Origin of the sequence: Brevundimonas sp., assembly GCF_965279155.1 — a bacterium.
In the GTDB taxonomy this organism is placed as follows: Bacteria; Pseudomonadota; Alphaproteobacteria; order Caulobacterales; family Caulobacteraceae; genus Brevundimonas.
The window spans coordinates 304,220-328,522 of the sequence record NZ_OZ257138.1 but is presented as its reverse complement, the minus strand read 5'-3'; the positions used below and the strand labels follow the sequence as shown (position 1 = coordinate 328,522).

Here is a 24,303-nt window from a genome sequence, read left to right as displayed (position 1 = left end):
CTTTTCTTCATTTGACGTTCGCCGCCCGCCGCGCCCAAACTCGGCCCTTCGACTATCCAGGGGAGCGACCGATGAATCGTCGGCAATTGATAATGTCCACCGCTGCGACGGCGCTTGCCGCCTCGGCCTCCCCCGCGCTCGCCCGCCAGTCCACCGGATCTCCCATGCCTCAACCGCCCGTCGCCAAGAAGATTCCCGTCGTCACCGAGCAGCTGGGCCGCACCCGGACCGACGACTATCAGTGGATGAAGGACGATAACTGGCAGGCCGTGCTGCGCGATCCGACCCTGATCAAGGCCGAGGTCAAGGAGCATCTGACGGCCGAAAACGCCTATCGCGAGGCCATGATGGCCTCCACCCTGCCCCTGCAGCAGACGATGTTCACCGAGATGCGAGGCCGCATCAAAGAGGACGACAGCTCGGTTCCGGCCCCGGACGGCGGCTGGAACTACTACGTCGAATACCAGACGGGCGATCAGCATCCCCGTTACATGCGCGTCGAACGCCAGGGCACGTGGATGGTCGATGGTCAGCCGGTGACGAAAAACTTCGTCATGGCCCCCACGCCCCAACTGCTGCTGGACGCCAACGAACTGGCCCAGGGCAAGGCCTATTCCGAAGTCTCGGCCGCGAGCCACAGCCCGGATCACAGCCTGTTCGCCTATTCCGAGGATGCGCAGGGTTCCGAGGTCCACAAGATATACGTCAAGGATCTGGCGACCGGCGAAGTCCTGCCCGCCGTGATCGACAGCGCCACCGGCGACTTCGTCTTCTCTCCCGACAGCCAGTGGATCTTCTGGACCAATCGCGACGACAACGGCCGCCCCGACAAGATCTTCCGTCGCCCGGCTCGCGGCGGCGAAACCACCCTGGTCTATGAAGAGGCCGACGACGGCATGTTCATCGGCGTCGGACGCACGGCCGACGATCAATTCATCGTCATCGGCATCCAGAACCAGGAAACGTCCGAGGCGCGCTATATCCCCGCCGCCACGCCGATGGCCGAACCCGTGGTGCTGGAGCCGCGCGTGGTCGCCATTCGCTATGACGCCGATCACTGGGGCGACCGCTGGGTGATCCGCACCAACGCCGACGACGCCATCGACTTCAAGATCGTTCAGGCTCCGACGGCGACGCCGTCGAAGGCGAACTGGACCGACCTGGTCCCGCACACGCCCGGTCGTTTCATCGAAGGCCTGGATCTGACCAACGACCACCTGGCGCGCCAGGAACGCGCCGACGCCAACACGCGCATCATCATCCGCGACCGCGCCGGCGAGGAGCACGAGATCGCCGTCGACGAACCCGCCTTCGCCCTGTCGCTGGCCGGCGCATCCGAGTTCGAGACGACGAACACTCGCTACGCCTACAACTCGCCGTCAACTCCGACCCAGACCTTCGACTACGACATGGCGACGCGCGAGCGGACGCTGCGCAAGACGCAGGAGATTCCGTCTGGCCACAACATCGCGGACTATGTCGTCGAGCGGCTGAACGCCCCCGCTTCGGACGGACAACTGGTGCCAGTCACGGTGTTGCGTCGCAAATCGACGCCGGTCGATGGCTCCGCACCGCTGCTGCTCTATGGCTACGGCTCGTACGGAATCCCCATGCCGGCCAGCTTCTCGACCAATCGGCTCTCGCTGGTTGATCGTGGCTGGATCTACGCCATCGCCCACATTCGTGGCGGGTCCGACAAGGGCTGGGGCTGGTTCCTCGATGCGAGGAAGATGACGAAGAAGAACACTTTCACCGACTTCATCGCCGCCGCCGAACATCTGATCGACCGCAAATACGCCGCGACCGGAAACATCGTCGCCCAGGGCGGATCGGCGGGCGGCCTCTTGATGGGGGCCGTCAACAACATGCGGCCCGACCTGTGGGCCGGAATCATCGGTCAGGTGCCGTTCGTCGACGTCATCAACACGATGAGCGACACCTCACTGCCGCTGACGCCGCCGGAATGGCCTGAATGGGGCAATCCCATCGAGGATCCGGCGGCCTACGATTATATGCTCAGCTACAGTCCCTACGATCAGGTCGAGGCCAAGGCCTATCCGGCGGTGCTGGCCACCGGCGGCCTGTCTGATCCGCGGGTCACCTACTGGGAGCCGGAGAAGTGGGTCGCCAAGCTGCGACCCGCGACCACCTCGGGCAAGCCGGTGCTGCTGAAGATCAATATGGAAGCGGGTCATGGCGGCGCCGCCGGCCGGTTCGACTATCTGAAGGAAGTCGCCCACGACTACGCCTTCGCCGTCTGGGCCATCGACAAGGGCTGGGAGAAGGCGTGAGCGCACCGACGGTTCGCGACGCCCGTCCTGACGACATCGCCGCTATAACGGCCATCTATGCCGAGAGCGTCGCCAATGGTCGCGGCACCTTCGAGCTGGAGGCGCCTGACGAGATCGAAATGGCGTCCCGGCTAGCCGGGGTCGAAGCTCTCGGCCTGCCGCGACTTGTGGTCGAGATCGACGGCGCGGTCGCCGGCTACGCCTATGCCGGCCCGTTTCGAACCCGTCAGGCCTATCGCTACATGGTCGAGGACTCGATCTATGTCGCGCCCTGGGCCAGGGGACGCGGCGTCGCCGGCGCCCTTCTCGATGCGCTGATCGCGCGCTGCGAGGCGATGGGGCTTCGTCAGATGGTGGCGGTGATCGGCGATTCCGAGAACACAGGCTCCATCGCCCTGCATCGCACGCGCGGCTTCACCGACGCGGGCGTGTTCAAGGCGGCAGGATGGAAGCATGACGACTGGCGCGATGTCGTCTTCATGCAGCGGGCGCTGGGCCAAGGGGGTTCGGTCGCACCCGACGCGCCTGGTCTGCCGCTGGTGGACAAGAAGCCGACCCGTTGACGCATTGCGACGCATCGCCCCGACGCCTATCCTGACGCGGTGAAAATCCTTCAATCCCTGTTGCTGCTGATCGGCGCCCTGGCGGTGCTGGCGCTCGGCACGGTCGGCGCGTCCGCGTCGCCTGCCGCCGCGCCCTGTCATGAAACAGGCCAACCCATGCCGGAAGAGGCCCCCAGTCACGCCCCCAAGGCCATGAAGGCGATGATCTGCTGCGTCGCCTGCGTGGCGACGCCGACACTGGATCCCGCGCCCCTGTCCGGCTTGAAGGTTTCACCCGCGCGTCTCGCCGCCGTGTTGATCGACATGCCTGCTGGTCGGCTTTTGTCGCCCGAGCCCGGCCCGCCCCGCCTCCTGATCGTCTGACACCGCTCGCGCCTCTCGCAGGCGAAATCTGTCACGATCATTAGAGGAGGCCTTGAATGGCTATCCGTATCCTCGTCGGCGCCTGCGCCGGCGTATCCCTGCTCGCCCTGGCTCAGGCTGCGGCGGCGCAGGATCATTCCCAGCACGCTCAACCAACCACGACCGCACCGTCGGCGGACCCGCACGCCGGCCACGACATGCCCATGCCGATGTCAGATGCGACGCCAGTTGATCACGCCAACATGGGTCATGCGATGACCAGCCCCTATGGCCCATGGCCCATGAGCCGCGACGCCTCGGGCACCGGCTGGCAACCCGACGCCGGCGAACATGGCGGCATCCATACCGTCAGGGGCGACTGGATGGTGATGACCCATGCCATGCTGAACCTGGTCTACGACACCCAGTCCGGGCCACGCGGCGGCGACAAGACCTTCGTCGCCGGCATGCTGATGACCTCGGCGCGGCGCGATTTCGACGACGGTTCGACGCTGAACCTGCGCGCCATGCTCAGCCCCGATCCCCTGATGGGCAAGTCCGGCTATCCGCTGCTTCTGGCGGCGGGCGAGACGGCGGACGGGGTCAGTCCGCTGGTCGATCGCCAGCATCCGCACGACCTCTTCATGGAGCTGTCGGCCAGCTATTCGAAGCGCCTGTCGGACAAGGACAGCATCTATGGCTACATCGGCCTGCCTGGCGAGCCCGCCTTTGGCCCCCCCGCCTTCATGCACCGCATGAGCGCCATGGACAGTCCCGAGGCGCCGATCACCCACCACTGGCTGGACTCGACCCATATCATCTTCGGCGTGACGACCCTGGGCTGGGCGCATGATCGGTTCAAGATCGAGACCTCGGCCTTCAAGGGACGCGAACCGGACGAGGAACGTTGGGGCATCGATTCACCACGGCTGGACAGCTGGTCCGTGCGGGCGGCTTGGAATCCCACCGACGAATGGTCGCTCCAGGCCTCCTACGCCGATGTCTCCGTACCGGAACAGCTGGAGCCGGACGAGGACGAGACCAAATGGTCGGCCAGCGCCATCCATACCCGACGGCTAGGCGAGACCGGCTGGTGGTCCTCGACCTTGGCCTGGGGTCGAAAGACCAATGATCATGACGAGTCGAAAGACGGCTGGCTGCTGGAATCCGCCGTCCACCCGAACGATCGCTGGACCGTCTTCGCCCGCGCCGAACGAATCGAGACGGACGAATTGGTTCCCGGCGTCGGCGGCGGACACGGCCCGCTCTACACGGTTGGCAAGGCGTCGGTTGGCGTGGTGCGTGACTGGCGGATCGCCGAACACGTCCGGTTCGGTCTAGGCGGTCTCTATGCAATGAACCGTGTGCCGACAGCGCTGGAGCCGCTTTATGGCGGCGATCCTGACGGGGCGATGATCTTCATGCGGCTGAAGATCGACTGACGGCTCAGGCCTGCCCGGCTTCGGCCGGGCGGGCCGGCGGCTCGCCTCTATGCCGCACGGCCTCATAGCCGAGCAAAATCACGCCGAGGACGAACATCAGCCCGCCGGCGATCAGCACCAGGCGAACATGCCGGTGCAGGTGATAAAGCAACTCGCCGATCATCGACGGTCCCGCCACATCTCGGATCGTGTCAAATCGATCCGTTCCGTGCATCATACTGCAAAACGCAGACCTGCCCGAGTCCGTGAACGGCGTTCCCTCAGACGAGGCGGCTTTGCACCACGGCCGCGCCGATGAAGCTGGCGAACAGCGGGTGCGGCGCGAACGGACGACTCTTCAGCTCCGGGTGATATTGGACGCCGATGAACCAGGGATGGTCCGGGCGTTCGACCGTCTCGGGCAGGACGCCGTCGGGCGACAGTCCGGCGAAGACCAGGCCGGCCTTCTGCTCGATCGCCTCGCGATAGTTGATGTTGACTTCGTAGCGGTGGCGGTGACGCTCGCTGATGGCGGTGGAGCCATAGATCTCGGCGATCTTGGATCCGGCCGTCAGGGTCGAATCATAGGCGCCCAGGCGCATGGTGCCGCCCAGATCGCCGCCCTGCTGGCGCAGGACGCGCTGGTTGCCCTGCGTCCATTCGGTCATCAGGCCGACGACCGGCTCGACGGTCGGACCGAACTCGGTCGACGAGGCCTTGGGATAGCCGGCCAGGTTCCGGGCCGCCTCGATCACCGCCATCTGCATGCCGAAGCAGATGCCGAAATAGGGGATGTTGCGCTCGCGGGCGAAACGGGCCGCCTCAATCTTGCCTTCCGACCCACGCTCGCCGAAGCCGCCGGGCACCAGAACGGCGTGGGCGCCCTGCAGCCGCTCTTCGCAGGCCTCAGGGTCGCCTTCGAAGGTGTCGGCCTCGACCCAGTCGATGTTGACCTTGACGTTGTTGGCCACCCCGCCGTGATGCAGGGCCTCGATCAGGGACTTATAGGCGTCCTTGAGAACGGTATATTTGCCGACCACGGCGATGGTGACCTCGCCGTCTGGGTGCAGACGACGGCGCGCGATCTCCTGCCACATCGTCAGATCGGGTGCGGGCGCGTCGTCGATGCCGAAATGGGCAAGGACTTCGCGGTCCAACCCCTCGCGGTGATAGTCCAGCGGCACGGCGTAGATATCGGCCGAGTCCATCGCCTGAATGACGCCGCTTTCGCGTACATTGCAGAACAGGCCGATCTTGCGCTTCTCCTCGGCCGGGATCGGGAATTCGCAGCGGCACAACAGGATGTCGGGCTGGATGCCGATAGACCGCAGTTCCTTGACAGAGTGCTGCGTCGGCTTGGTCTTCATCTCGCCGGCGGTCTTGATAAAGGGCAGCAGCGTCAGGTGGACGAAGCACGACTGGCCGCGCGGCAGATCCTGGCCCAACTGGCGGATGGCTTCGAAGAACGGAAGCCCCTCGATGTCGCCGACGGTGCCGCCGATCTCGACCAGGACGAAATCGACCTCCTCGCCATCATCCGTAAGGGCCTTGGTCAGGCAGAAGGATTTGATCTGGTCGGTGACGTGGGGAATGACCTGGACGGTCGCGCCCAGATAGTCGCCACGACGTTCCTTCTCCAGGATGGTCGAATAGATCCGGCCTGTGGTGATGTTGTCGGACTTGGCCGCCGACACCCCGGTGAACCGCTCATAGTGGCCCAGATCCAGGTCGGTCTCGGCGCCGTCGTCGGTCACGAAGACCTCGCCGTGCTGGTACGGGCTCATCGTGCCCGGATCGACGTTCAGATAGGGGTCCAGCTTGCGCAGGCGGACCTTATAGCCGCGCGCCTGCAGAAGAGCGCCGAGAGCGGCGGAGGCGAGGCCTTTTCCTAGCGAGGAAACCACGCCGCCGGTGATGAACACATAGCGAGCCATGGGCGGACACCTTACTCCATGATTCGCGAACGGCGCATCGCCCGCTGCGAATCGAACTGTTGATCAAAAGAAGAAAGCGCGCCCTGCGGCGCGCTTTCGGGAAGTCGGATCGTTGGTCTGACCGTTACTGGGCGGGCTGCTGGGCCGGCGCCGTCGTCGCCGACGGCAGGCTGGCTTCCAGATCGTCCAGCGACGGAGCCGTAGGCTGGGCCGGAGCGGCGGGCTGTTGCTGGGCGGGCGCCTGCTGCTGCGTCTGCGGCGTGGTGGCCAGCGAGCCGACGGCGTCGGCGTCGATCACCGAGACCGAAGCGCGGTCCATGTTGCCGACGACGGTCAGGACGATGGTCAGGCCGAACAGCAGGAAGGCCAAGATCCAGGTCACCTTGGTCAGAAGGTTGCCTGCGCCGCGCGCCGTCATGAAGCCCGACGGTCCGCCGCCCATGCCCAGGGCGCCGCCCTCGGAACGTTGAAGCAGCACCACGCCCGTCAGGGACACGGCGATGATGATGATGGCGACGAGCAGAATGGTCTGGAGCATGGCGTCATTCATGTGGGCGCGGATCTGCGCCGATCAAGCGGCGGCCTCTATCATCGAAGCCGGCCCGGAGCAAACGTCAGGCGGCCGCTTTGACGATGGGCATGAAATCTTCGGCCTTCAGCGACGCCCCGCCCACTAGGGCGCCGCCGACTTCCGACGTGGCCAGAATGTCCCGGGCGTTCTCGGGCTTCACCGAACCGCCGTACAGGATTGGCGCGGTCCGCGCGCTCTCGCCCAACCGCTTGATCATGGCCGCACGGATGGCGGCATGGACCTCGGCGATCTGTTTCAGCGTCGGTGTCAGGCCGGTTCCGATGGCCCATACCGGCTCATAGGCCACGGCGAAGTCGCGCTCGGACAGGCCCATCGGCAATGAACCCTCGACATGGGCGGAAACCACGGCGATGGCGTCGCCTGCCTCGCGTTGCTCCAGCGTTTCACCGACGCAGACGATGGGCTCCAGCCCCGCAGCGATCGCCGCCTCGACCTTGGCTGCGACATCCGCATCGGTTTCGCCAAAGGCGGCGCGGCGCTCCGAATGTCCCAGAATCACGATGGTCGCCCCCGCATCGGCAAGCATTTCCGCCGACACCGATCCAGTGAAGGCGCCGACCGGCTTCTCATGGCAGTCCTGACCGCCCACGGCGACGCCGCTGCCCGCCAGCGCCGCACGCATCCGGTCGATCAGGGTGGCGGGCGGGCACAGGACGACCCTAGGGCCCTGCCCCGCTGTGCTGACGGCATCCCTTATCGATTCAGCCTGCGCCAGGGCGGCCGATAGGCCGTTCATCTTCCAATTGCCGACGATCAACTTCACGGATTGTTTCATGGCCGCCTGTCTAGAAGGCGAAAACCGCGAAGCCAAGGGGCCGCGCCGCAATCCGACACGAAGCCGTCCTTGCAGCAGCGTGCCCGGCCCGACTATACGCGACCACTGACGCCAACATCGGCCCCAATCTCGGCCAGTCTCGGGTTTTCGAATGCTCACCGCCTTCCGCGCCTTCTCTCGATCCAAATGGGCGGCCGCCCTACTTGTCCTGATCGCGATCAGCTTCGTGATCGTCGGCGCGCGGATGGACGTGTTCTCGAACCTGGGTCCCAAGCACGTCATCGATGCGGGCGACCGTTCGATGAACGAGCTGGAGTTCCGCACGGCCTTCGATCAGGTGCGTGAACGCCTGCAACAGCAGGTCGGCCGTCCTCTAACCAACGAGGAATTGGTCGCGGAGAACATCCATACCCGGTTCCTGACCGAGCAGACCCAGCAGCTGGGCTTCCTGAACTGGGCTTGGAAGGCGGGCATCCGCCCCGGCAAGGAACTGATCGTCAAGCAGATCCGCCAGATCCCGGCCTTCTTCAACTCGGTCACCGGCCAGTTCGACCAGCAGGCCTATGAGGCCGCCCTGGCCCAACAGAACCTGACACCGGCCATGCTGGAACAGGACCTGCGCGACCAATACGTCACCGAACATTTCGGCGCCGCCGTCTTCGCCGGCGCCCGCGTGCCGCGCATCTATGGCGCCCTGCTGGCCGGCTCGGCCTTCGAAAGCCGCGACGGTCGTTGGTTCGAGGTCACGTCTGCTATGGCGGGCCAGGTCCCTGCTCCCACCGACGCCCAGCTGAACGCCTTCATCCAGGAAAACGCCGAACGTCTGCGTGCGCCGGAGTTCCGCATGGTCTCCGTCGTCCTGTTCACGCCTGAAGCCTCGGCCGCGACGCCGATCACGGATGACCGCATCCGCGAGCGTTTCGAGTTCAAGAAGGACACTCTGGGCAAGCCCGAGACCCGCACCTTCGTCACTCTGACGGCGCCGAACCGCGAAACGGCCCAGAAAATCGCCGCCGCCCTGCGCGCCGGCCAGTCGCCGGCCGACGCCGGCCGCGCCAACAACGTCACGCCCGCGACCTTCGACGCCACGCCGCGCTCGGCCATCGGCGACGCCGCGACGGCCGGCGCCGTCTTCGGCCTGCAAGCCAACCAGGTTTCCGACCCGGTCCAGGCCGGCGTCGGCTTCGCGGTGGCCAAGGTCACCGCCATCCAGCCCGCTGCGCCTGCGACGCTGGAGAGCGCACGTGAAGAACTGATCCAGGAACTGCGCGCCGAAGACGTGAAGACCCAGACCTACGCCAAGGTCGAGAAATACGAAGCCGCTCGCACGGCCGGCAAGAACCTGGCCGACGCCGCCCGCGAAGCCGGCGGCCGCGTGGTCGATCTGCCGCCCTTCACCCGCGACGGCAAGCTGCCGAACGCGCAGGCGCTGAACGCCCCGCCGCAAATCTTCGAGACGGCCTGGGGTCTTACCAAGGGCGGCGAAAGCGACGTGATCGACGCCGGCCAGGGCCAGTATTTTGCCGTGCGCGTGAACGACATCCGTCCGTCGGCCCTGCCGACCTTGGCCGAGGTGCGCGAGCCCCTGACGGCCCAATGGATCCAGCGCGAGACGATGCGTCGTCTTTCGACCAAGGCGGAAGAACTGACCACCCGCGTCCGCAACGGCGAGGACATCGCCGCCGTCGCCCGCTCGGTCAATGCGCCCCTGACGGTCCGCACCGGCGTCGTCCGCAACCAGGCGACGCAGGACGCTCTGGGTCAGGGCGTGCTGCAAGGTCTGTTCGGCCAGTCCAAGGGCCAGGCCTTCTCGCAACCGGCGTCGCAGACCGCCTATGTCGTTGGTCGCGTGGACAACGTTCTTGCCGCCAGTCCCGCCGTGGCAGGGCCGCTGGCCGAACAGGTTCGTCCGCGCCTGACGCAGGAACTGGTCCAGGCCATGGTCGAGACGTCCTTCGCCGCCGGCGCCCAGCGCTCCAAGGCCAAGAACGACCCGGTTCAGGCCCGTTCGGCCCTGGGACTTTCGGCCGACGCGACGCCCGCCGCCCCGGCGCAATGACCGAGGCTTTATCGGGACAAGCCGACTTCGACGCCTTCGCCGCCGGCCTTTCCGCCGGTCGGCCGCAGGTGGTGGTGCGCCGGATCATCGACGACCTGGAAACGCCGGTCTCGGCCTATTTGAAACTCGGTCGCCATCGCCCCTACGCCTGTCTGCTGGAATCGGTCGAAGGGGGTGCGGTCAAGGGACGGTATTCGATCCTGACGCTGGATCCGGACGTCGTCTGGCGCTGTCGTTCGAATGCGGCGGAACTGTCGCGCGGGCCAGCCATCGCCGAGGGCCGGTTCACGGCTGAAGCCCTGCCCACGCTGCCATCGCTGCGCGCTCTGATCGCGGCATCGAAGTTCGACCTGCCCGATGGCCTGCCGCCCATGGCCGCCGGCCTGTTCGGTGTCTTCGGCTACGATATGGTTCGCCTGCTGGAGCCGCTGGGGGCGCCTAACCCCGATCCGTTGGATCTGCCAGACGCCGTTCTGACCCGTCCGTCGCTGGTCGCCATCTTCGATTCGGTGCGCCACGAGATCGTTCTGGTCTCCGCCGCCTATCCCGATGCCGGCATCGCCCCACGCGAGGCCTTCGACGCCGCCGTGGCGCGACTGGACGCCTTCGAGACAGCACTGCGCGAGCCCCTGCCCGTCCGCGCCGCGCCGCAGGAAACGTCGGCGCCGACATTCACCTCAGCCGTGGACGAAGCCGCGTTCGGCGAAATGGTCGCCAAGGCCAAGGACTACATCGGCGCGGGCGACATCTTCCAGGTCGTGCTCAGCCATCGGTTTTCGGCGCCCTGGACCGAGGATCCGTTCGCGTTCTATCGGTCCCTGCGTCGCCAGAACCCCTCGCCCTATCTGTTCTATTTGAATTTCGAGGGCTTCCAGCTGGCCGGTTCCAGCCCCGAGATTCTTGTGCGTCTGAAGGACGGCGAGGTCACCATCCGCCCGCTTGCAGGCACCCGCATGCGAGGCGCGACGCCCGAGGCGGACAAGGCGCTGGAAGTCGAACTGCTGGCCGATCCCAAGGAACGGGCCGAGCATCTGATGCTGCTGGACCTGGGCCGGAACGATGTCGGTAGGGTCGCAGCACCCGGCACGGTCGAGGTGACCGAGAGCTTCGTCGTCGAACGCTACAGCCAGGTCATGCACATCGTCTCCAACGTGCGCGGCAAGGCCGATCCGAAGCTGGACGCCGTCGACACCCTGCTGGCGGCCCTGCCCGCCGGCACCCTGTCGGGCGCGCCGAAGGTTCGGGCGATGGAGGTCATCGACGAGTTGGAAAGCGAGAAGCGTGGCGTCGGTTACGGCGGCGGCGTCGGCTATATCTCGGCCGGCGGCGAGGCGGACATCTGCATCACCCTGCGCACCGCCCTGTTCGCCGACGACCGGATTTTCGTCCAAGCCGGCGCCGGCGTGGTGGCCGACAGCGATCCTGCGGCCGAATACGCCGAAACCCAGCACAAGGCGCGCGCGCCGATGCGGGCGGCCGACGACGCCTGGCATTTCCGCACCGGCAATCGTTAGCGCGTAACGGTCATCGTCGGGTCGTCGAAGTGAACGCCAGAGCCGACGATGACGACGCCCGCCATCAGCACGGCCGCCGTCGCGGCGAATGCAGCAGCGCCGAGGGCGGCGACGGGGCTGGGCCTGGTCTCGACCACGACCAGCTTCGCCTTCGCGGCGGCGATCTTGGCGGCGATATCTTTTTCAGCGGCGAGTTTCACAGCCGCATTTATCTCCGGGTCGGGTTAAAATGCGCTTTACCGCCGCGCCCGCTTGGCGCGGACGCCCGTCAAGCCTAGAAGCCAAGCCATGATCCTCGTCGTCGATAACTACGACAGCTTCACCTACAATCTCGTCCACTACCTCGCGGAGTTGGGCGCGCCGACGCATGTGGTGCGCAACGACGACCTGACGGTGGACGAGGCGTGGGCGCTGAACCCCGCCGCCGTCCTGCTGTCGCCAGGCCCCTGTGCGCCGGACCAGGCCGGCATCTGCCTGCCGTTGATCGCGACCGCGCCGGCTTCGATGCCGATCCTTGGCGTCTGCCTGGGCCATCAGGCGATCGGCCAGGCCTTCGGCGGCGACGTGATCCGCGCCAAGACCCTGATGCACGGCAAGACCTCGCCGATCCTGCATGAAGGCAAAAGCGTCTTCGCCGGCCTGCCGTCGCCCTTCACCGCCACCCGCTATCATTCGCTGGCCGTGAAGCGCGAGACCCTGCCCGACTGTCTGGAGGTCACATCCTGGACCGCCGACGGCGAGATCATGGGCCTACAGCACCGCAGCCGGCCAATCCACAGCGTGCAGTTCCACCCGGAATCCATCGCCACCGAACACGGTCACGACATGCTGGCCAACTTCCTTGAGATCGCCGGCGTGAAGCGCCTCGCGGCCGCCTGACGGTGGGGGACGGATTCAAGCCGATCCTCGCCCGACTGGTCGAGGGCCATCCGCTGACATCGCAACAGGCGCATGACTTCTTCGCCGCCTGCCTGCGTGGCGAACCGACCCCGTCGCAAGTCGCCGCCGCCGTCACCGCCATGCGAATGCGCGGCGAGACGGTGGACGAAATCGCCGCCTTCGCCGGCGCCATGCGTGAGGCGGCGCTGACGCTGGATCATCCCTACGAGGTGATCGACACCTGCGGCACCGGCGGCGACGGCCAGCACACCTACAACATTTCCACGGCCGCCGCCCTCGTTCTGGCCGGCGCGGGCCTGAAGGTCGCCAAGCACGGCAACCGGGCGATGTCTTCGAAATCAGGGTCTTCCGACGTTCTGTCGATCCTGGGCGTGAACCTGATGGCGGATCAGGCTCAGCAGAGGAAGGCGCTGGACGAGGCCGGCATCTGCTTCCTGTTCGCCCCTGCCTATCACGGGGCCATGCGTCATGTCGGGCCGGTGCGGGCCGAGATCGGTTTCCGCACCGTCTTCAACCTGCTGGGGCCGCTTTCAAACCCGGCTTCTGCGAAACGCCAGGTCATGGGCGTCTATGACCCCCGCCTGCTGGAGCCCCTGGCCGAGGTGCTGGGCCGCCTTGGCGCGACGCGAGCTTGGACCGTGCACGGACAGGGCCTGGACGAACTGGCGACCTCTGGATCGACCGAAGTTGCGGAATGGAAGGACGGCGCAGTTCGTCGTTTCCAGGTCACGCCCGAGGACGCGGGCCTGCCCCGCGCCTCCATCGAAGACATCCGTGGCGGCGACGCCGAGGAGAACGCCGTCGCCCTGCGCGCGCTGCTTGCGGGAGCCGCCGGTCCCTACCGCGACATCGTGCTGCTGAACGCCGCCGCCGCCCTCGTGGTATCGGATCGGGCGGCCGACCTTGCCCAAGGCGCTGTCCTCGCCGCCGCCGCCATCGACGATGGCTGGGCCGCCCAGGCGCTGGAGCGTCTGGCCCGTATCACCTCCACGCCGCTGGAAAGCGAAGACCCCGCATGACCGACGTTCTGGACCGTATCGCCACCTACAAGCGCGAAGACGTCGCCGCCCGCATGGCCGCGACCTCGCAGGACGCGATCGAGGCGCTGGCCCGCACCGCTTCGGCTCCGCGTGGTTTCCGCGCCGCCCTTGAGCGCGTGGAAGAAGAGACCGGCCGTCCAGCCCTGATCGCCGAGATCAAGAAGGCCAGTCCGTCCAAGGGGCTGATCCGTCCCGACTTCGATCCGCCGGCCCTGGCCCGCGCCTACGAAGCTGGCGGCGCGGCATGCCTGTCGGTCTTGACCGACGGTCCCAGCTTCCAGGGCGACGACGCCTACCTGGGCCAGGCCAGAGATGCGGTCGCCCTACCCTGCTTGCGCAAGGATTTTCTAGTCGATCCCTGGCAGGTCGCCGAGAGCCGCGCCCTGGGCGCCGACTGCATCCTGATCATCCTGGCCATGGTCGATGACCGGCTGGCTGCCGAGCTGCTGTCCGAGGCCGAGCGCTTCGGCATGGACGCCCTGATCGAAACCCATGACGAGGCCGAAATGGCCCGCGCCTGTGCGCTCGGTGGCGACCTGGTCGGGGTCAACAATCGTTCGCTGCGTACCTTCGAGGTCGATCTGGAGGTCACCGAGCGCCTGTCGATGCTCAGCCCCGTCCGCGCCCTGCTGGTCGCCGAAAGCGGCATCTTCACGCCTGAGGACGTCGAGCGCGTCTCGGCCGCCCACGCCCAGGCCATTCTGGTCGGAGAGAGCCTGATGCGTCAGGCTGATGTCGAGGCGGCGACGCGGCAACTGCTGGCGGCCTGATCGCATTCCTTGAGTCACGCGGCGTCCCATGGGCGCTGTTAAGTTGACATTAGGAAGGAACACTTACAGAACATCGACAAATGTTCACGGCCCGTTCCGATTCGTCGGCGGGCGCATGAGGGCCTGGCGATGCTCACGCGCAAGCAGCACGAACTGCTGATGTTCATCCACGAACGAATCCAGGAGACGGGCGTCTCCCCGTCGTTCGACGAGATGAAGGAGGCGCTGGACCTGGCGTCCAAGTCGGGCATTCACCGGCTGATCACGGCGCTGGAGGAGCGCGGCTTCATCCGCCGCCTCGCCCACCGCGCCCGCGCCCTGGAAGTCACCAAACTGCCCGAACAGGCCACCGCCGGCGCACCGCGCGGCCGGGCCGGGTTCAAGCCTGACGTCATCGAAGGCGGCGGCGGCCGCGCCCTGGCGCCGCTTGCGGCAAACGACACCCGAGAACTGCCGCTGATGGGCAAGATCGCCGCCGGCACGCCGATCGACGCCATAGAGCACGAGACGGCGCGCTATCCGGTTCCCGAATCCATGCTGGGCTTGGGCGAACACTACCTGCTTGAGATCGAAGGCGATTCGATGATTGAGGCGGGCATTCTGAACGGCGACATGGTGGTCATCAAATCGACCGACAACGCCTCCTCGGGCGAGATCGTCGTGGCGCTGGTCGAAGGCGAACACGCGACGCTGAAGCGGCTTCGCAAGAAGGGCGCCTCCATCGCGCTGGAGCCCGCCAACCGCAACTACGAAACCAAGATCTACGGGTCGGACCAGGTCGCCGTTCAGGGCAAGCTGGTCGGCCTCATGCGCCGCTATCACTAACGTCCGGGTTCGGCTGGCGTGCCCAGGGGCGGTCGCCCCGCACGTCGGCCGTCCAGACGGCGCGCCATCGATCCGTTTCAGACGGACGGACACGCCATAACTCGACCGCGCCGCCTCTGGCGAAATCGACGCCGTCGAGCACCAGGCGATCCTGACAAGCGCTTGGTATCGATGTGAGGACCGCGCGCACGCTGATGACGGGCGCCGCGCGGCATAGGGCCGCCATCTGGCCTGGACCGGGAGACTTGCGTCCCCACCAGATCGCCACGGGTCCGGCCTGTTTAGCCCCTGGCCGACAAGAGAAGCGGTCGCAATCCCAGCCCGCCTCAGATCGATCCGTCATGGTCAGGCCGCGCCGTCGCGACCACAGATCGACGGCGAACTCTCGCACGCCGGGCCTGACGACAATCGCCTCCTTCTCGCGGTGAAACGCAGCATTTGTCCCCCCGTCTCCGATCCATAGATCCGGCGTCGGCGCGCGCGGCCAGACCAGCACGGCCGCCGCCAGCGGCAGGCCCAACCACCTCAGTCGTCCCTGCCACAGACAGACGAACAACACCCCCAGGAAGGCGATCGGCAGGACATAGTCTGGCGCACTGGCCACCGTCCGCACCGCCCCCGGCAGCCCCGCCGTCCAGGTTCCGATCGCCAGCATCAGATCGACACCCCATCCCGCGACCGCCAAGAAAGGCCCCCCCAGTCCCAGCGGCTCCAACGCCGCGCCGATGGCCAAGGCCGGCATCAGGATGAAGTCTGCGACTGGCGACGTGCCCAAGTTCGCCAACAGCCCATACATGGCCGTGCGATTGAAATGCTGCATGGCGAACGGCCCCGTCGCCAGCCCTGCCACGACGCTGGCCGCCACGGCCGCCGTCAGCCAGCCGGCGAACCGCTGGACCGCCAGGATCGGCCACGGGGCGAAAATCTCTCGCGTCCGCTTGGGCCAGGCCTCGACCAGGGCGACCAAGGCGGCGGTCGCCGCGAACGACATCTGGAAGCCCGGGGTGACGATGGCCTCCGGCTGGATCGCCAGAACTATGAAGGCCGCGACCGCCAGCCCGTGCATCGTCACCGCCTGCCGATCCAGCAGGATGGCCAGAAAGGCGATGGAGGCGGTGATGGCCGCTCGCTCGGCCGGCGGCGGGGCACCCGACACCACCAGATAGACACCCACCGCCGTCAGTCCGGCCACCGCCGCAACCTTCTTGCCGTGAACCCGCAGCGCCAGCCAAGGCCAAGCCGCCACGCCCAGCCGCACCGTGAAGAAAACGAAGCCGCCGACAATGGCCATGTGCAGCCCGGACACCGACAGGATGTGCGCCAGGCCGGAATCCCGCATGACGTCCATGTCTTCCTGACTGATCCAGGTTTCGTGGCTGGTGGTCATGGCGGCGGCGATTCCGCCCGTCCGCTCGCCCAGGCGCGCCACGATCCGCTCCGCCAAAGCGTAGCGCGCGCCGTTCACCGCCATCGCCAGTCTCAATCGCCACGGCGGAGGCGCCAGATCGGCCGCGCGCGTCTCGCCCAAGGCGAAGGCCACCCCGCCCATGCCCTGGAAGAAGGCATTGCGGCCGAAGTCATAGGCGCCGGGGCTGGCCGGCGCCGGTGGCGGATTGAGGATACCGAAAAGACGAACCGCCTCGCCTGGTTTGGGCGGTTCGCCTCGCACCGTGGCCCGCAAACGCACGGGCGTCTGTTCGGGCGTCAGCCCGCGTATCCAGACCGGCGCGATCACGATCCGCGCGCCCCTCTGGCCGGGACTGTCGACGTCCACGACCCAGGCCTCGATCACGGTCGGCTCGCTCATTGCGGGCGCGATGGGCGCGGCGACCATTTCGGTGCGGAACTTGGCGGCCGCCAAACCGCCGGCGACACAGGCCAGCATTAACAGAAGCCAGGTCAGACGCCGCGCCCATCCCCGCCGCCTCGCCACGATCCAGGCCGCAAAGGCGACAGCGGCGCCCAACAACAGCGGCCATAACGCCGGCTCGATCCGCAGGGCGAAATAGACCGCGGCGCCGGCGCCGAATGCAACCGGCGCCCACAACCGCCATCGCAGCGTCTGCGCCGCGACCTCCTCGCCCAACCACGCGCGCAATCGCGCGGTGGGGGTAGGCTTTGCCGCGTCGGGGCGTATAAGGGCCTCGCTTACGGACCCATCGCCTATGACCTCACCCTCCTCGACTGTCGTCACCCGCTTCGCCCCCTCGCCGACAGGCTATCTGCATATCGGCGGAGCGAGAACCGCTTTGTTCAACTGGCTGTACGCCAAGAGACACGCTGGGCGTTTCCTGATCCGGGTCGAGGACACCGACCGCGAACGCTCGACCGACGAGGCGGTGAAGGCCATCTTCGACGGTCTGAGCTGGCTGGAACTGTTCGCCGACGAAGAGCCGGTGTTCCAGTACAGCCGCGCCGACCGCCACCGCGAGGTGGTCGATCAACTGCTCGAAACCGGCCACGCCTACCGCGACTTCACCTCTGCTGAAGACACCGGCCGTCTGCGCGACGAAGCCAAGGCCGAGAAACGCACCTTCGAATCGCCCTGGCGCGACCGAGAGCCCACGGTCGATGATCTGGCCCTGCCCCACGTCGTGCGCTTCCGCCGCCCCAAGGCGACGACCGTCACTGTCGCCGACGAGGTTCAGGGTTCGGTCAGCTGGTCCACCGAAGATCTCGACGACCTGGTGCTGCTGCGCTCGGACGGCGCGCCGACCTATAATCTCGCCGTCGTCGTGGACGACCACGACATGGGCGTGACCCACGTCATTCGCGGCGATGACCATCTGAACAACGCCGCCCGTCAGAGCCTGATCTACGACGCCCTGGGCTGGACCCGTCCGACCTTCGCCCACATCCCTCTGATCCACGGTCCCGACGGCGCAAAACTGTCGAAACGGCACGGGGCCCAGGCGGTCCATGAATACGCCGAGATGGGGTATCTGCCCGAGGCCATGCGCAACTATCTGGCCCGGCTAGGCTGGGCCCACGGTGACGACGAACTGTTCAGCGACGCCCAAGCGGTGGAATGGTTCGACCTCGCCGGCATAGGCAAGGCCCCGGCCCGGCTGGACTTCGACAAACTGGCTCACGTCAATTCGCACTGGCTGCGTCTCGCCAACGACGAGCGGCTGGCCAAGCTGACGCTGGATGCGCACCTGCAAAAGGGCCACGTTCTTGCGGAGGCGGACGAGGCACGGCTTCAACGCGCCATGCCCTTCGTGAAGGACCGCGCCAAGACAGTGCTGGACCTGGCCGATCAGACCGCATTCGTGCTGAAGACTCGCCCGCTGGTTCTCGACGACAAGGGACTGGCCCTGCTGACCGGTGAGACGCTGGAGCGCCTCGGTCGCCTGCGTGACCGGCTGGCTCTGTTCCAGTCCTGGGACGTTTTCGCGCTGGAAGCCGAGCTCAAAGCTTTCGCCGAATCCGAGGGTGTGGGCTTCGGCAAGATCGGTCCGCCGATGCGCGCAGCCCTTACCGCAGGGTCAACATCACCCGATATTGCACGAACTTTGTCGGCTCTTGGGCGCGACGAAAGTCTCGGGCGCTTGGATGATGCGCTGCAACAGACTAAGTGATCACCCACAAACCAAAAAGCGGCCGACGCCTCCCCGCGCCTGGACGTGTGATGCAAAGGGGCATTCATGACTGAACAAGCCAAACCCGCCAGCTCGGCGACCCTGTCCTTCGAGGACAAGACGATCGAGTTGCCGGTCCTTTCGGGCTCCACCGGCCCGGACGTCATCGACATCCGCAAGCTCTATGCGGGAACGGGCGCCTTCACCTTCGATCCCGGCTTCACCTCGACGGCGGCCTGTGAATCGGCGCTGACCTATATCGACGGCGACGCCGGCGTGCTGCTGCACCGCGGCTATCCCATCGACCAGCTGGCGTCGAAGTCGAACTTCGTCGAGGTTTGCCACCTGCTGCTGCACGGCGAGCTGCCGACGGCCGAGCAGTTCGAGAAATTCGAAGACAGCATCACGATGCACACGATGCTGCACAGCCAGTTTGATCGCTTCTTCGAAGGCTTCCGCCGCGACGCCCACCCGATGGCGATCATGGTCGGCACCGTCGGCGCCCTGTCGGCCTTCTATCACGATAGCCTGGACATCCATGATCCGGTGCAGCGCGACATCTCGGCCATCCGCCTGATCGCCAAGATGCCGACGATCGCGGCTCGCGCATACAAATACCATATCGGCCAGCCGTTCGTGTCGCCGCGCAACGACCTGTCCTATGCAGAGAACTTCCTGCGCATGTGCTTCGCCGTGCCGGCCGAGGATTATCACGTCGATCCGGCCCTGGTGCGGGCCATGGATCGCATCTTCACCCTGCACGCCGACCACGAACAGAACGCATCCACCTCGACCGTCCGCCTGGCTGGTTCGTCGGGCGCCAATCCGTTCGCCTGTATCGCCGCCGGCATCGCCTGCCTGTGGGGCCCGTCGCACGGCGGCGCCAACGAAGAGGCGCTGACCATGCTCAAGCAGATCGGCACCCCGGACAAGATTCCGGAGTTCATCCAGGGTGTGAAGGATCGCAAATACAAGCTGATGGGCTTCGGCCACCGCGTGTACAAGAACTACGATCCGCGCGCCAAGGTCATGCAACAGTCGGCCTATGAAGTCCTGGCCGCCACGGGCCGCGAGAACGACCCGCTCTTCCTGGTCGCCAAGGAACTGGAGAAGGTCGCCCTGTCGGACGAATACTTCACCTCGCGCAAGCTGTTCCCGAACGTCGACTTCTATTCGGGCATCACCCTGTCGGCGATGGGCTTCCCGACCAGCATGTTCACCGTGCTGTTCGCCCTGGCCCGCACCGTAGGCTGGATCGCCCAGTGGCAGGAAATGATGGCGGATCCCTCGCAGAAGATCGGCCGCCCGCGTCAGCTCTACACGGGCCCGACCGAGCGCGATTACGTGCCGATCGAACAACGCGGCTGATCGACGGCTTCACGTCTGAAAATTCAGAACGCCGGGGAGCCATCCCCGGCGTTTTTCTTTGCCGTCAGACAAGCTTCAGATCGGCGAACCGCGCGGCCAGGTCGTCCAGATCGCGGTGCATGTGGGCCACGCCGATGGCGGCGGCGCCCAACGCCATGTCGTCACCCTCCACGGCCATGGACAGGGCCAGGCTCTGGTCGATCGGTCCCATCGGCGCGGCGGCCTTACCTTGGGAAAGGGCTTCCAGCCGCTCCACCGCACGCGCCGCGTCCTGTGACCAGGGATCCAGCCGCGCGCCTGCGCCTTCGGCCTGAAAACCACGCCCCAGGATGACGATGTCGCTGCGCACTCGCCAGAAAGCGCGCGCGAGCGCGGCGCGGTCAGCGGTCTCACGTTGAGGCCCGGGCAGATCGATGACGTTCTTGGCCGCCTGACCCAGCCCATCTAGCCGTCGTTTAAGATCGGCATGGCGTCGGGTGATCTCGGGCGCGCCCGCCGGATCACCCTTAGATACCAAAGCCAAAAGCGCCGCTGCTTCGCCCGCCGCCTCGCGCGCCTGCAACTTGAACGACTGATGGGCATGACGGGGGAACAGCGCCAGGATCGCCATCACACCCACGCCGCTGCCGACCAGGATTTCCATCACCCGATCCAGAGCCAGCGACGCCGGCCCTTCAGCGCCCGCCCCGCCGGCGATGACGATGGTCGCCGTCACGGGCGCGATCTTCAGCCAGGGGCGGCCGGCTCCGAAAAACGCCAGTAAGGCCGTGGATGCGGCGATGCTCAGGGCCATGCTTTCCATGCCGGGTGGACGCAGGAAGGCGAAGACCGCACCGGCCAACGCCCCCGTCACCGTGCCTATGGCCCGATCACGCGCGACGGTCAGCACCCCGCCCCCGACGCTGGCCTGGATGACGACGATGGCGGAGATCACGCTCCAGTAGGGATGCGGCAGGTTCAGCCATGTGGCGAGATAGAGGGCGGCCATGGCGCCGACCGCCATCTGCAACGCGGCCCGCACCTCGGCGGCGCGCCGAGGACTGAGGGCCCGCCCCATCGTCACGCCTTCCGTTTGGCGGCGATGACCTTCAACACGGCGTCCGCCACCAACTCCGACGGGTCCGCTCCGCCGCGCCCCATCAGATCCAGGGCCGCTGTCTGACGTTGCGCCTGTTCGGCCGCCATGGCCGGATCGGACAGCAACCGACCGACAGCCGCCGCCAGGATGGCAGGCGTCGCCTCGTGCTGGATGAACTCCGGCGCGATCCGGTCGTCAGCGGCGACGTTGAACAGAGTGATGTGTTTCGCCGTCACCATCCGCTTCATCAACTGATAGCTCAGCCCGTCGATCTTGTAGGCGATGACCATCGGCGCGCCGGCCAAGGCGAGTTCGGTGGAGACCGTGCCGCTGGTGGCCAAGGCGACCGTCGCGGCGCGCATGGCGTCGTACTTCTCGGCCTCGTCCACCAGATGCGCTCGGAACGGCCAGGCGGCGACCCGTCCCGCGACATCCTTCGCCACCGTCCCGGCGGCGACGGCGGCGATTTCCAGCGCCGGATCGATGGCCTTCAACTTGCCGATCGCCGCCTCATAGACCGGCGTCATTCGCGTGATTTCGCTGGGGCGGCTGCCCGGAAGCACCAGCAGCAGCTTGGCGTCGGCGGCGATGCCGCGTCGCGCGCGGAAGGCTTCACCGTCGGCGCCGGCCATGTCCACATGCAGGGCGGACGAGCCGACCACGGTCGTGGGCAGACCTTCCCGCTCGAACCAAGGGGCGTCGAAGCTGTAGAGCGCCAGAAGATGATCCACCGCCCCCGCCAGCGTCCTTGCCCGGCCCGGCCGGGACGCCCACACTTGCGGCCCGACGTATTTGATCAGAGGCACATCCGGCCGCGCGGCGCGGATGGCCTTGGCCACACGAATGGTGAAGCCCCAGCTGTCGATCAGGACCACGGCGTCGGGCTTTTCTCGCTCGGCCAGCGCCGCCGTCTCCTCGACGCGGCGCTTGACCTTGCCATAGGCGCGCAGGCCCTCGATCCAGCCCAGGATCGACAGTTCAGCGATATCGAACGGGCTGGTGATACCTTCGGCCGCCATCCGGGGACCGCCGACGCCGACGAAAGTGACGTCCGCACCCAGCCGCGCCTTCAGCGCCTTGGCCAGACCCGCGCCGAGTGCGTCGCCCGAGGCCTCGGCCGCCACCAGCATGATCTTCAGCGGGCTGCTCATCGCGCTTCGCCCCACACGAACAGGCCCAGCCGGTCCGCCGCCGCAATGATGGCCGCGCGGTCGATCAAGATCAGCCGCCCTGCCACCCCGCCGATCCCCGCCAGGCCCGCCGCCGCCGCCATCTCGACCGTGCGCGGTCCGATCACCGGCATGTCCACTCGCAGGTCCTGGATCGGCTTGGGCGCCTTGCCCAGCGCGCCCTTGCGGTCGCCCGCCGAGCCGCGCAGATCGGCCGGCAACCCTGCGACCCGGCTCAACATGGCGTCGGTTCCCTCCTGCGCCTCGACCGCCAGGACAAGGCCGTCACACACGACCGCGCCCTGCCCGATGTCCAGTTCACCTGATTTTTCCGCAACATGGAGCGCCTTCTTCAGGTCGGCCAGCTGCTCCGGCGTCGGCGACACTGTGCCCAGCGCCCCAGCAGCCAGCATTTCTCCGCCCAGGATGTCGTCGGCGCCTTCGACGGCGAAACCTTCTGCCTCGAACACCGACAGGATCTTGCGCAACAGGGCGTCGTCGCCCTTGGACGCCGCCGCCACGATGCCGGGCAGCAGGGTCGCGCCCTTGAAATCGGGCTTCAACGTCTTGAAGTCGGGTCGGTTGACGATGCCCGCCAGACAGACGGTCGTGCAGGCCTCGGCCTTCAGCGCCTTCAGGATCGCGCCGATCTGAGCCATGCCGAACTCGGCGCCGGGCCAGCTTGCCAGATGGGGATTGGCGAACCCGGCCAAGCGGATCAGGAAGACCGGCCGCCCCTCGGCGTCGCACCGCGCCGCCACGGCCGCCGGCAAGTCACCGCCGCCGGCGATCAGGCCCAGCTTGCCGAACCCAGTCATTCCGCGTTCGGCAGGCACAGCGGACGCCGCCCGCCGTCGCGGATGAAGGCGATGATCTCCATGATCTCCGGCAGGTCGGCATAGGCCTCGGCCACGCCGTCGATACGACCGGCGAACTCGCCCTGCCCTTCGAACAGGTCGCGATAGGCCGCCAACAACCGCCGCACCTGGTCCTTGCCATAGCCCTTGCGCTTCAGCCCGATCAGGTTCAGCCCGCGCAGCCGCGCATGATTGCCCCAGGCCGAGCCGTAGGGGATGACGTCGCGGGTCACGGCCGCCAGACCGCCGATGATCGCCCCCTGCCCCACGCGCCCATTCTGGTGCACGGCGCACAGGCCGCCCAGGAAGACCTTGTCGCCGATATGAGCATGGCCGCCCAGGGTGGCGTTATTGGCCATGACGGCATGGCTGCCGACCACGCAGTCGTGACCGACGTGGGCGCCGGTCATGAACAGGTTGTTCGAGCCGACCACGGTCACGCCTGTCCCCTGCGGCGTGCCCCGGTTGAAGGTGCTGTGCTCGCGGATCAGGTTGTTCTCGCCGATCTCCAACCGCACCGGCTCTCCCTTGTAGCCGTTGTGCTGCGGATCGCCGCCGATGACCGCGAACGGATGGATCACCGTCCCGGCGCCGACCGTCGTGTCCTGCTGAACCACCACATGGCTGACCAGACGCACGTTCTCGCCCAGCACCACGTTCGGCCCGACCGTGCACCAGGGCCCGACCTGGACCCCGTTTGCCAGGGTCGCGGTGGCGTCGATCAGGGCGGTCGGGTGGATGGTCATCAGGCGGCCGGCTCCGGCGCTGGAACAGGCACGGTCACGACCATGGCCATGAACTCCGCCTCGGCCGCCAGCTTGCCGTCGATGAAGGTCTCGCCGCGGAACTTGTAGGCGTCGCCGCGCGCCTTGATCACCTTGACCTCCATCCGCAACTGGTCGCCAGGCCGCGCCGGCTTCCTGAACCGCACGCCGTCGATGGACATGAACATGATGACCTTGTCGGCCACGGCGACGTCCAGGGTCTTGGACATCAGCAGGGCGCCCGTCTGGGCCATGGCCTCGACGATCAGCACGCCCGGCATGACGGGATCGATCGGGAAGTGGCCCGGGAAGAAGGGCTCGTTGTGGGTGACGTTCTTGATGCCGACGATGGAGGTCCGAGGCACGAAGGCCTCGGCCTTGTCCACCAGCAGGAAGGGATAGCGGTGCGGCAGCCGCCGCATCACCTCGGCGTAATCGATCTTGCCGTCTTCGCTCATCC

At 66.8% G+C, this 24,303-nt stretch carries 23 protein-coding genes; 12 read left to right on the top strand and 11 right to left on the bottom strand.

The features are described from left to right. Positions 1 to 71 precede the first annotated feature (71 nt). From ACQY72_RS01575 to ACQY72_RS01560, 4 genes are read left to right on the top strand one after another with little or no spacing between them, the layout of a single operon-like run. Complete coding sequence (locus ACQY72_RS01575) at positions 72 to 2,291, top strand: S9 family peptidase (RefSeq protein ID WP_428155247.1); 2,220 nt, start codon at positions 72 to 74, stop codon at positions 2,289 to 2,291. Beyond that, positions 2,288 to 2,854, top strand: a complete 567-nt coding sequence (locus ACQY72_RS01570) for an N-acetyltransferase family protein (RefSeq protein ID WP_428155245.1) — start codon at positions 2,288 to 2,290, stop codon at positions 2,852 to 2,854. The genes ACQY72_RS01575 and ACQY72_RS01570 overlap by 4 nt, the downstream gene beginning before the upstream one ends. A gap of 39 nt (positions 2,855 to 2,893) precedes the next feature. Next, the gene (locus ACQY72_RS01565) at positions 2,894 to 3,217 is read left to right on the top strand and encodes a hypothetical protein (RefSeq protein WP_428155244.1); all 324 of its coding nucleotides are present in this window, start codon (positions 2,894 to 2,896) and stop codon (positions 3,215 to 3,217) included. Between the two features lie 56 nt (positions 3,218 to 3,273). After that, positions 3,274 to 4,638 carry a hypothetical protein gene (locus ACQY72_RS01560; RefSeq protein ID WP_428155242.1) on the top strand — a complete coding sequence of 455 codons (1,365 nt, stop codon included), beginning with the start codon at positions 3,274 to 3,276 and terminating at the stop codon, positions 4,636 to 4,638. 4 nt (positions 4,639 to 4,642) lie between these two features. Here the strand turns inward: ACQY72_RS01560 and ACQY72_RS01555 are convergent, their stop codons facing one another. The 4 genes from ACQY72_RS01555 to tpiA all read right to left on the bottom strand — a co-directional run bounded on the left by ACQY72_RS01555 (position 4,643) and on the right by tpiA (position 7,918). After that, on the bottom strand, positions 4,643 to 4,801 hold the full coding sequence (locus ACQY72_RS01555) for a hypothetical protein (protein ID WP_428155240.1): 159 nt from the start codon (positions 4,799 to 4,801) through the stop codon (positions 4,643 to 4,645). Positions 4,802 to 4,898: 97 nt separating this feature from the next. Then, on the bottom strand, positions 4,899 to 6,551 hold the full coding sequence (locus ACQY72_RS01550) for a CTP synthase (RefSeq protein ID WP_428155238.1): 1,653 nt from the start codon (positions 6,549 to 6,551) through the stop codon (positions 4,899 to 4,901). Positions 6,552 to 6,675: 124 nt separating this feature from the next. Next, on the bottom strand, positions 6,676 to 7,101 hold the full coding sequence (secG, locus tag ACQY72_RS01545) for a preprotein translocase subunit SecG (protein ID WP_346495273.1): 426 nt from the start codon (positions 7,099 to 7,101) through the stop codon (positions 6,676 to 6,678). Positions 7,102 to 7,165: 64 nt separating this feature from the next. Continuing rightward, positions 7,166 to 7,918 (bottom strand): triose-phosphate isomerase, encoded by a 753-nt coding sequence (gene tpiA, locus ACQY72_RS01540; protein ID WP_428155236.1) that lies wholly within the window; start codon positions 7,916 to 7,918, stop codon positions 7,166 to 7,168. 151 nt (positions 7,919 to 8,069) lie between these two features. Here tpiA and ACQY72_RS01535 point away from each other — a divergent pair, with 151 nt between their 5' ends. Beyond that, the gene (locus ACQY72_RS01535; protein WP_428155234.1) at positions 8,070 to 9,977 is read left to right on the top strand and encodes a SurA N-terminal domain-containing protein; all 1,908 of its coding nucleotides are present in this window, start codon (positions 8,070 to 8,072) and stop codon (positions 9,975 to 9,977) included. Continuing rightward, on the top strand, positions 9,974 to 11,491 hold the full coding sequence (trpE, locus tag ACQY72_RS01530) for an anthranilate synthase component I (RefSeq protein WP_428155233.1): 1,518 nt from the start codon (positions 9,974 to 9,976) through the stop codon (positions 11,489 to 11,491). The genes ACQY72_RS01535 and trpE overlap by 4 nt, the downstream gene beginning before the upstream one ends. Here the strand turns inward: trpE and ACQY72_RS01525 are convergent. Then, positions 11,488 to 11,691: a peptidoglycan-binding protein gene (locus ACQY72_RS01525; protein ID WP_428155231.1), complete on the bottom strand. Its 204-nt coding sequence runs from the start codon at positions 11,689 to 11,691 to the stop codon at positions 11,488 to 11,490. The genes trpE and ACQY72_RS01525 overlap by 4 nt on opposite strands. 88 nt (positions 11,692 to 11,779) lie before the next feature. On the opposite strand from ACQY72_RS01525, the gene ACQY72_RS01520 reads away from it, so the two are divergent. The 4 genes from ACQY72_RS01520 to lexA all read left to right on the top strand — a co-directional run bounded on the left by ACQY72_RS01520 (position 11,780) and on the right by lexA (position 15,026). Further along, positions 11,780 to 12,370 carry an anthranilate synthase component II gene (locus ACQY72_RS01520; RefSeq protein ID WP_428155229.1) on the top strand — a complete coding sequence of 197 codons (591 nt, stop codon included), beginning with the start codon at positions 11,780 to 11,782 and terminating at the stop codon, positions 12,368 to 12,370. Between the two features lie 2 nt (positions 12,371 to 12,372). Beyond that, positions 12,373 to 13,410, top strand: coding sequence for an anthranilate phosphoribosyltransferase (trpD, locus tag ACQY72_RS01515; RefSeq protein ID WP_428155228.1), 1,038 nt, complete (start codon positions 12,373 to 12,375; stop codon positions 13,408 to 13,410). Then, positions 13,407 to 14,201, top strand: coding sequence for an indole-3-glycerol phosphate synthase TrpC (gene trpC / locus ACQY72_RS01510; protein ID WP_428155227.1), 795 nt, complete (start codon positions 13,407 to 13,409; stop codon positions 14,199 to 14,201). The genes trpD and trpC overlap by 4 nt, the downstream gene beginning before the upstream one ends. Positions 14,202 to 14,330: 129 nt before the next feature. After that, entirely contained in the window at positions 14,331 to 15,026 is a 696-nt protein-coding gene (gene lexA, locus ACQY72_RS01505) for a transcriptional repressor LexA (protein ID WP_428155226.1), read from the top strand. Here the strand turns inward: lexA and ACQY72_RS01500 are convergent. Beyond that, positions 15,007 to 17,124 carry a ComEC/Rec2 family competence protein gene (locus tag ACQY72_RS01500; protein ID WP_428155224.1) on the bottom strand — a complete coding sequence of 706 codons (2,118 nt, stop codon included), beginning with the start codon at positions 17,122 to 17,124 and terminating at the stop codon, positions 15,007 to 15,009. The genes lexA and ACQY72_RS01500 overlap by 20 nt on opposite strands. A gap of 67 nt (positions 17,125 to 17,191) precedes the next feature. On the opposite strand from ACQY72_RS01500, the gene gltX reads away from it, so the two are divergent. Together gltX and gltA are read left to right on the top strand one after the other, a co-directional pair. Further along, a complete protein-coding gene (gltX, locus tag ACQY72_RS01495; RefSeq protein WP_428155222.1) occupies positions 17,192 to 18,607 on the top strand; it encodes a glutamate--tRNA ligase in 1,416 nt (471 codons plus the stop codon). Between the two features lie 66 nt (positions 18,608 to 18,673). Continuing rightward, positions 18,674 to 19,975: a citrate synthase gene (gltA, locus tag ACQY72_RS01490; protein ID WP_428155220.1), complete on the top strand. Its 1,302-nt coding sequence runs from the start codon at positions 18,674 to 18,676 to the stop codon at positions 19,973 to 19,975. A gap of 64 nt (positions 19,976 to 20,039) precedes the next feature. Here gltA and ACQY72_RS01485 read toward each other — a convergent pair whose 3' ends face one another. From ACQY72_RS01485 to fabZ, 5 genes are read right to left on the bottom strand one after another with little or no spacing between them, the layout of a single operon-like run. Then, positions 20,040 to 21,032, bottom strand: a complete 993-nt coding sequence (locus ACQY72_RS01485; RefSeq protein WP_428155218.1) for an FUSC family protein — start codon at positions 21,030 to 21,032, stop codon at positions 20,040 to 20,042. A 2-nt stretch (positions 21,033 to 21,034) separates the two neighbouring features. Beyond that, positions 21,035 to 22,204: a lipid-A-disaccharide synthase gene (gene lpxB, locus ACQY72_RS01480; protein WP_428155216.1), complete on the bottom strand. Its 1,170-nt coding sequence runs from the start codon at positions 22,202 to 22,204 to the stop codon at positions 21,035 to 21,037. Beyond that, complete coding sequence (lpxI, locus tag ACQY72_RS01475; RefSeq protein WP_428155214.1) at positions 22,201 to 23,040, bottom strand: UDP-2,3-diacylglucosamine diphosphatase; 840 nt, start codon at positions 23,038 to 23,040, stop codon at positions 22,201 to 22,203. Before lpxI ends, lpxB begins: the two co-directional genes overlap by 4 nt. Continuing rightward, a complete protein-coding gene (gene lpxA, locus ACQY72_RS01470) occupies positions 23,037 to 23,825 on the bottom strand; it encodes an acyl-ACP--UDP-N-acetylglucosamine O-acyltransferase (RefSeq protein WP_428155212.1) in 789 nt (262 codons plus the stop codon). Before lpxA ends, lpxI begins: the two co-directional genes overlap by 4 nt. After that, positions 23,825 to 24,301 carry a 3-hydroxyacyl-ACP dehydratase FabZ gene (gene fabZ, locus ACQY72_RS01465; RefSeq protein WP_159851170.1) on the bottom strand — a complete coding sequence of 159 codons (477 nt, stop codon included), beginning with the start codon at positions 24,299 to 24,301 and terminating at the stop codon, positions 23,825 to 23,827. The genes lpxA and fabZ overlap by 1 nt, the downstream gene beginning before the upstream one ends. Positions 24,302 to 24,303: the final 2 nt, after the last annotated feature.